The following is a 7,422-nucleotide window of genomic DNA, read 5'->3' on the forward strand; positions in this document are numbered from 1 at the left end:
GATATTTCTACACTAGCGTCAAATAAAAAAACAGTATTTTCTAATGAGGAACTGATCACCTGAAATTAAAGATAAACAGCTCATCGGGATGGAATAAATGCGAGACAAGGTTTCTCTATACTGAAAAAGATATCTATAAGTTCCTTGTTTGTTATTTTGCTGGTAAATATAAGGCTAGAAAAACAGAAAAAGAGTATGATCTAATCAGTAGAATGCGCTTGTGCTCAGACCACATTGGAGTGTAGAAAGGCGCCATGTATGATACGCACCTTCCTAATACATGTAATTTTGTATAGCGAAGCTAAAATTATGGATGCAGATTGAAGAAAAATTTTTATTTTTTAAATCAATAAATTAATTGAAGTAGGGGATTGTGGAAATACCCAGAGAAATAGATATTCAACTAGGCATCTAACTTTAACCTGGCCAAAAGCTGAAAATAAAAAAAGCCCCAATTTTCGATCAGGGCTTTTAGAATTTGGAGCGGGAAACGAGACTCGAACTCGCGACCCCAACCTTGGCAAGGTTGTGCTCTACCAACTGAGCTATTCCCGCAGGGTCGAATAATTTTTTACTATTAAAAAACTAACAAAAAAGAATATGGAGCGGGAAACGAGACTCGAACTCGCGACCCCAACCTTGGCAAGGTTGTGCTCTACCAACTGAGCTATTCCCGCATGCCGTGTATAATACAGCATGCAAAAACAGGGTCAATAACTTTATGAAAAATCTTGCACCGTTTGCATAAAATAAAATCAATTCAGCCAATTCAGCGCTATAAATCGATAAAATTTATGCAAAATTTTGTTAAAACAGGGCCTTGGCAACCTTTAACTCTCCTTGAGCACAGTAAAACTCATGACAGAACAGGGTATACTGAATAGAATTTGGATCATTTGTAATTGCGGAGAAGGCCATGAGTATTGAACAAGTCTTAAGAGAGCGTCTGGCTACCCTGTCTCCATCTCATCTTGAGGTGGTAAATGAGTCTTCTGGTCACGGTGGCTATTATCCGGGTAAGGAATCACACTTTAAAGCGGTAATTGTGAGTGAAGCTTTTGCAGGCCTGCGTCAGGTACAGCGTCATCAGAAAGTCTATGCCGCAGTAGGCGATTTACTGAGCCCGGAAAAAATCCATGCATTAGCAATCCATGCTTTTGTTCCAGAAGAGTGGAGCGGTCAGGATACGACCAGTCCTGAATGTGCACATGCCCCAAAAAACTAAGAGGAACATATGGAAACCCAATTATTAGTCAAAATTATCCATATGTCAGCGGCCAGTCTGGCAATTATCGCGATTCTGGCACGTGCATTTACCTTGTTTGTTGGTACACAGGGCAATTTACCTAATCCGGTTGCACGCAAGCTATTTGTTGCCTTGCAGCATCTGGCACTTGCCGTAATTGCTTTGACGGGCGTCATTTCGCTAGTGATAAAAAACTTTGAAGTACAACCCTGGTTCTATGCCAAGGTCATTTTATTTCTGGTACTGGTTTCATCTTTGATGAAAGCCTATAAAAAAGATGACTCTGTCCTGTTGGTTCAACGTCGTGCTGGCCTGGTTATTGCAATTATTTCATTAGCTGCAATTATGGCACTGGTGATTATCAAGCCAACTTCTGGCTAGAAAATAACATCATTTTGTTTGGCTAAATTTTAAATAGATTGATAAAAATAATAGGGGGTTTTTAATGCGTACACGTGTGGTGTTTAACCAAAAAGGTGGCGTGGGGAAGTCGAGTATTGCAGTGAATCTGGCAGCAATCAGTGCACATCAGGGGCACAAAACCTTACTCATTGACCTCGATCCACAGGCCAATTCCAGCCAGTATCTGCTTGGTGATGATGCGACCTATTCAGGAGACAAGCCTGCATTAGAACCCAATATTGAAAACTATTTTGATGAAGTGCTGGGCAGCCAGCAGAACAAGGGTCTGATTGGCAATGCCATCGGCTCAATTCTAAAAACCCGCACTAAAGGCCTGGAAAGCTATGTGCACCAGTCACCGTTTAAACATCTGGATGTGATTCCAGCCAGCCCAAGTCTCGGCACACTGGGACATGCACTGGAATCCAAACATAAGATCTATAAACTACGTGATGCCTTACAACAGTTAACGGGTCAGTATGAGCGGGTGTTTATTGATACGCCGCCGGCTTTTAATTTCTTTACCTTATCAGCTTTAATTGCGGCAGATCGGGTACTGATTCCCTTTGACTGTGATGTATTTTCCAAACGTGCCCTGCATACCCTGATTGAAAATGTCATCGAAACCCAGGACGACCATAATGACCGTCTGGAAATTGAAGGAATTGTGGTCAATCAGTTTCAGGCTCAGGCCAAACTGCCGCGTGAGGTGGTGCAACAGCTGAAAGATGAGGGCTTGCCGGTATTGAAAAATATGTTGCCGCCATCGGTGATCATGAAAGAATCCCATCAGAAAAATCAGCCCTTAATTCATCTGGCTACTGATCATAAATTGACTCAGGCCTATCAATCGTTGTTCAATGAGATTGAGCAAAAATAAGATTGATGATTCCAGCATGAAACTCATGAAATTCAGTCTTGGCATCGTGGGCCTGGCTTTGTTAAGTGCCTGTGCTACGACCGTCAAGCCGACCTATGTGTCGCCAACCCAATACCAGTCCTATGACTGCGGTCAGCTGCAAGGCGAATATAACCGTATTCAGCAGTATATCGACAATGGTGTACAAGCGCCGAAACGAACGGGTGTTGGCGTAGGCGTCGGTGTAGGTGGTGGCTGGGGTAGCCATAGTGGTTGGGGCATTGGGCCGAGCATTTCAGTGAATATGGGTCAGTCTTCTAATACCAAGAAGACCGAACTGGCACGTGTTTTAGGTGAGCAGGAAGCGATTGTTCAGGCAGCACGCTATAAGAGCTGCCCACTGATCATTCGCCAGGCTGTACCAAAAACATAATGATGAAGATAGAAAATAAAAATGCTGACTGAGGTCGGCATTTTTTTAGCATCGCAGTCCGGAAAGGGGCGTTATTATGCATATAAAACTAGCTGGAATGACTGCTCGGAACAAATTTATAAGAATTTTCATCTTGTTATATATTGAGCAGATTCGTTAATGTTGCGCCATTCTTTGCGGTAAGTTTGCGTATGATCGAAAACTGGCTATTTATTCTGGCTGTAATTACAGTATTGATGATTCCGGGCCCAGGCAATGCACTGGTTGCCAGTGCGGCACATCAACATGGTCAGGCCAGAACCAGTTTATATATACCTGCTATTCTGCTGGGTTACTTCTATGCCATTAATGTCTGGGCTTTGCTGATACATCTTGCTGTCCCGATCTGGCCGAATTTCCAGAGTATGCTGCATATACTGAGCACAATTACTGTAGGCTGGATGACCTTCAGACTGTTTAAAGCCAGGCAGCTAGAGCAGCATAATCATAAGCACCCGATGATCCGGCCTTGGCAGATGTTTACTGCGACTTTAAAAAATCCTAAAGCGGCTTTGTTTGCTTCCGGTATTTTTCCCATGGCGACCTGGGAAAATCCAACTAATTTCGTACTGGTCTTCGCGATATTTAGTCTGGTGACATTACCGGTGTTTGTCTTCTGGATGGCGTTCGGTCAGGCAATTCTGGCAAGGGAGTCGGAGAAAATAAAAACCGACCTCATGTATAAAGGGTCGGTCCTGTTTTTGCTGCTTTGCCTGATTCCGCTGATCATCAGTTTGTTTAACTGAATTCAGCGATCAGGATTTAAGCCATTTTGTTCTTTTTCAGCTTCTGTTGAACAAAACCGAAGATGCCTGGCAATACACTAATAATAATGATGCCGAAGATCAGATAGGTAAAGTTATCTTTAACGATTGGCATATTTCCAAACAGATAACCCAAAATCACAAAAGAGCTGATCCACAAAAAACCACCAATCACGTTATAGCTCAGGAAATATTTATAATTCATGCTGCCAGCACCGGCCACAAAAGGAGCAAAGGTGCGGGCGAAAGGCACGAAACGGGCAAAGATAATCGTCTTGCCACCATGTCTGGCAAAAAATTGCTGGGTTGCTAGTAGGTGTTTTTTATTGATAAAGCGCGATTCAACTTCAAACACACGCGGCCCAATGAACTTGCCAATATGATAGTTCAGCGTATCGCCCAGTACTGCTGCCACAAATAGGAGCGGAATCAGTACCCACGGATCCATGGCCCCAGTAGATGCTGCAAGTGCCCCCGCAGCAAACAGCAAGCTGTCACCCGGCAGGAAAGGCATGACTACCAGTCCCGTTTCTACAAAGATAATCAGGAAAAGAATAGCATAAATCCACACCCCATAATTGGTGATGAATTCAAGCAGATGGTCATCTACATGTAGGATAAAATCAAGCAGTTCCATGGCGCCAGTACAAGCAAAAGTGTGCCCAAATCCTAACAGTGATTAGGCTTAAAGTCAGCATCAAAAGTGGTCTATTTCCAGCCTCATCATTCTAAAAATAAAACGATGAATCTTATTTTGGTTATTAATAATTAAAAATGAAACTTATAAGATGTGCTCATATTTTAGCAATCATTTTCGAGTTTTTATCATGTTGAATCCAAATCGTATTATCGCCAATCTTGTTGCTCATCCTGTACTTGAATCCGTAACATTCGTGTCTGCACGTGCCTTAATGGCTTATATTTTTATTGTGGCAGGTTGGGGCAAAATCGCTGGTTATGAAGCAACGGTTGGTTATATGCAAGCTATGGGTGTTCCTGCTGAATTATTACCTGTGACGATTTTGCTGGAATTGGGTGGTGGTTTAGCGATTTTATTTGGCTTGCAGACCCGTGTAGTGGCAGCACTCTTGGCTGGCTTTAGCTTAGTGACTGCATTTTTATTTCATGGTACGCCTGAGGATGCAGTGAACTTTATGAAAAACTTTGCGATGGCAGGTGGCTTATTGCTATTGGTATTACAGGGTGCAGGTCGCTTCAGTCTTGATCATCTGATTGAGCACCAATAACAAAGCAACGCTCCAATCGAGCGGTCTAAGACCGCTTTTTTTGTGGATACATAACATTAAACTAGCTTTACCGAATTAAGCTTCGTTCAGTGCATTCACTCTGCTTAGATAGAATCAGGAATTTAGACCTGTTGTTTAAGGAGTATATTGAATGCAAAAGCAAATTTTAGCTGTATTAATGACGGGACTCGTTGTTAGTGGCGGTGCATGGGCAAAGTCAGATCAGGCCCTCCTTGCTGAAGCTCAAAAAAATAAAGTCAGCATTGCTCAAGCACAAAAAATGCCGGATGAAACTGGTGTAACCTTAACAGGTAAAATTGTGCGTCAAGTTGCACCGCAGAGTGATGATTTTGAACTTCGAGACAGTAGTGGCACGATTATTATTGATGTTGATGATGACCTGTGGAAACCGTTGAAGTTAAAAGCGGGCGATAACGTTCGTGTGCTTGGCGAGGTAGATACTCATCGTCAGAAACCTACCGATATTGATGTGATTAGTATCGAAAAAGTGAAATAACCACATTTAAAGTTCTGCTTCAATCTCATTCAATCTGGAATCCAGGATTGAAGCAGATCTGACAAAAAATTCAGTCTGATCAAGATACAGTGCTAAATATGTATATATTTCAAGCGCCTTGAAACAGTGTGCTTAATGCAGCGAAAAATGATAGAATACGGCGCTTATCTTTCGTTTGCCTTTCTATAGTTGTTTGTCATGACTACCAATACTCAAATCACTGAAGATCGTATCCTGATTTTGGATTTCGGTTCTCAATATAGCCAATTGATTGCACGTCGCGTACGTGAGTCTGGCGTATATTCTGAAATGTTTGCCTATGACATGTCTGAAGAAGACATTCGTGCATTTAATCCAAACGGTATCATCTTGTCAGGTGGTCCTGAGAGCGTTCACGAAGAAGGCAGCCCGCGTGCGCCAGAAGTTGTGTTCAACTTGGGCATTCCTGTATTGGGTATTTGCTACGGTCTGCAAACCATGTCTGCACAACTTGGCGGTAAGGTTGAGCCAGGTACAGTACATGAATTTGGCTATGCAGAAGTAGACATTCAAATCCGTGATGGTCTTATTGGCGATCTTGAAGATTCAGCAGACAAATTAAAAGTCTGGATGAGCCACGGTGACAAAGTGACTCAAATTCCAGAAGGCTTCCAGATTACTGCCAGCACACCAAGCTGTCCGGTCGCAATGGTGTCTGATGAAAAACGCCGTTTCTATGGTATTCAGTTCCACCCGGAAGTCACTCATACTGCCAAAGGTAAAGAGTTACTGTCTAACTTCGTTCACAATATCTGTGGTTGCCGTAGCCTGTGGAACTCTGAAAACATTATCGACCTTCGTGTTGAACAGCTTCGTGAACAGATTGGTGATCAAAAAGTACTGCTCGGTCTTTCAGGCGGTGTAGATTCATCAGTTGTTGCGGCACTTTTACACCGTGCAATTGGCGATCAATTGACATGTGTATTCGTGGACAATGGTTTACTTCGTCTGAATGAAGGCGACCAGGTTATGGACATGTTTGCGAAAAACATGGGTATCCGTGTCATTCGTGCTGATGCTGAAGAGCGTTTCTTGACTGCACTTGCGGGTGAAGTTGATCCAGAGAAAAAACGTAAAATCATCGGCCGTGAGTTCATTGAAGTATTTGCTGAAGAAGCACGTAAGCTTGATGGTGTAAACTTCCTGGCTCAAGGTACGATTTACCCTGACGTGATCGAATCTGCTGCAAGCAAACAAGGCAAAGCACATGTGATTAAATCACACCACAACGTGGGTGGTTTACCAGAAGATCTAGCATTTGAACTGGTTGAACCAATTCGTGACCTGTTTAAAGATGAAGTACGTAAATTGGGTACCACTTTAGGTCTTCCATTTGAAATGCTTTATCGTCACCCATTCCCGGGTCCGGGTCTAGGTGTTCGTATTTTGGGTGAAGTGAAAAAAGAATATGCTGACATTCTCCGTTTAGCAGATGACATTTTCATGCAAGAACTTCGTGCTAGCGGTTGGTATGACAAAACTGCGCAAGCATTCGCAGTATTCCAACCTGTTAAATCTGTTGGTGTTGTAGGTGATGGTCGTCGTTATGCATGGGTCATTGCACTTCGTGCAGTTGAAACTGTTGACTTCATGACAGCTCGTTTTGCTCACCTTCCATACGAGCTGGTAGATAAAATCTCGACTCGTATCATGAATGAAATTGCTGAAGTTTCTCGTGTGGTTTATGACGTATCGTCTAAACCACCTGCGACGATTGAATGGGAGTAATTTAGGGGTTTCAAGAAGCGAAGCCTCTTGCCTAAATTACGCCATGAGCAAGGTTAAAAGCACTGCTTTTAACTTTGCGCAAGATACGCGCGGCAGTATCTGAAAAATGATATATCCAATAAAAAAGGACGCCTAGGCGTCCTTTTTT

General features: G+C 42.8%; 9 protein-coding genes and 2 tRNA genes. 8 read left to right on the plus strand and 3 right to left on the minus strand.

Going from position 1 to position 7,422, the window contains the following annotated elements; genetic code table 11:
• Positions 1-479 precede the first annotated feature (479 nt).
• A tRNA-Gly gene (locus HADU_RS12880) sits at positions 480-555 on the minus strand.
• A gap of 46 nt (positions 556-601) precedes the next feature.
• Positions 602-677 (minus strand) — tRNA-Gly (locus HADU_RS12885).
• Positions 678-916: 239 nt separating this feature from the next.
• On the opposite strand from HADU_RS12885, the gene HADU_RS12890 reads away from it, so the two are divergent.
• From HADU_RS12890 to HADU_RS12910, 5 genes are all read left to right on the plus strand, one after another.
• Entirely contained in the window at positions 917-1,225 is a 309-nt protein-coding gene (locus HADU_RS12890) for a BolA family protein (protein ID WP_004814186.1), read from the plus strand.
• 9 nt (positions 1,226-1,234) lie between these two features.
• Positions 1,235-1,627 carry a SirB2 family protein gene (locus HADU_RS12895; RefSeq protein ID WP_008307068.1) on the plus strand — a complete coding sequence of 131 codons (393 nt, stop codon included), beginning with the start codon at positions 1,235-1,237 and terminating at the stop codon, positions 1,625-1,627.
• A gap of 64 nt (positions 1,628-1,691) precedes the next feature.
• Positions 1,692-2,528, plus strand: coding sequence for a ParA family protein (locus tag HADU_RS12900; RefSeq protein WP_008307070.1), 837 nt, complete (start codon positions 1,692-1,694; stop codon positions 2,526-2,528).
• Positions 2,529-2,544: 16 nt separating this feature from the next.
• The gene (locus tag HADU_RS12905) at positions 2,545-2,940 is read left to right on the plus strand and encodes a hypothetical protein (RefSeq protein WP_004814192.1); all 396 of its coding nucleotides are present in this window, start codon (positions 2,545-2,547) and stop codon (positions 2,938-2,940) included.
• 191 nt (positions 2,941-3,131) lie between these two features.
• On the plus strand, positions 3,132-3,725 hold the full coding sequence (locus HADU_RS12910; protein ID WP_008307073.1) for a LysE family translocator: 594 nt from the start codon (positions 3,132-3,134) through the stop codon (positions 3,723-3,725).
• 16 nt (positions 3,726-3,741) lie between these two features.
• Here the strand turns inward: HADU_RS12910 and HADU_RS12915 are convergent, their stop codons facing one another.
• The gene (locus HADU_RS12915; protein WP_004814195.1) at positions 3,742-4,380 is read right to left on the minus strand and encodes a DedA family protein; all 639 of its coding nucleotides are present in this window, start codon (positions 4,378-4,380) and stop codon (positions 3,742-3,744) included.
• 190 nt (positions 4,381-4,570) lie between these two features.
• On the opposite strand from HADU_RS12915, the gene HADU_RS12920 reads away from it, so the two are divergent.
• From HADU_RS12920 to guaA, 3 genes are all read left to right on the plus strand, one after another.
• Positions 4,571-4,990 carry a DoxX family protein gene (locus tag HADU_RS12920; RefSeq protein WP_004814196.1) on the plus strand — a complete coding sequence of 140 codons (420 nt, stop codon included), beginning with the start codon at positions 4,571-4,573 and terminating at the stop codon, positions 4,988-4,990.
• Positions 4,991-5,141: 151 nt separating this feature from the next.
• Positions 5,142-5,507, plus strand: a complete 366-nt coding sequence (locus HADU_RS12925; protein ID WP_004895336.1) for a NirD/YgiW/YdeI family stress tolerance protein — start codon at positions 5,142-5,144, stop codon at positions 5,505-5,507.
• Between the two features lie 198 nt (positions 5,508-5,705).
• Positions 5,706-7,274: a glutamine-hydrolyzing GMP synthase gene (gene guaA, locus HADU_RS12930; protein WP_004895334.1), complete on the plus strand. Its 1,569-nt coding sequence runs from the start codon at positions 5,706-5,708 to the stop codon at positions 7,272-7,274.
• Positions 7,275-7,422 lie beyond the last annotated feature (148 nt).

The sequence above is a fragment of the Acinetobacter sp. HA genome (assembly GCF_000264725.1).
Classification (GTDB): domain Bacteria; phylum Pseudomonadota; class Gammaproteobacteria; order Pseudomonadales; family Moraxellaceae; genus Acinetobacter; species Acinetobacter schindleri.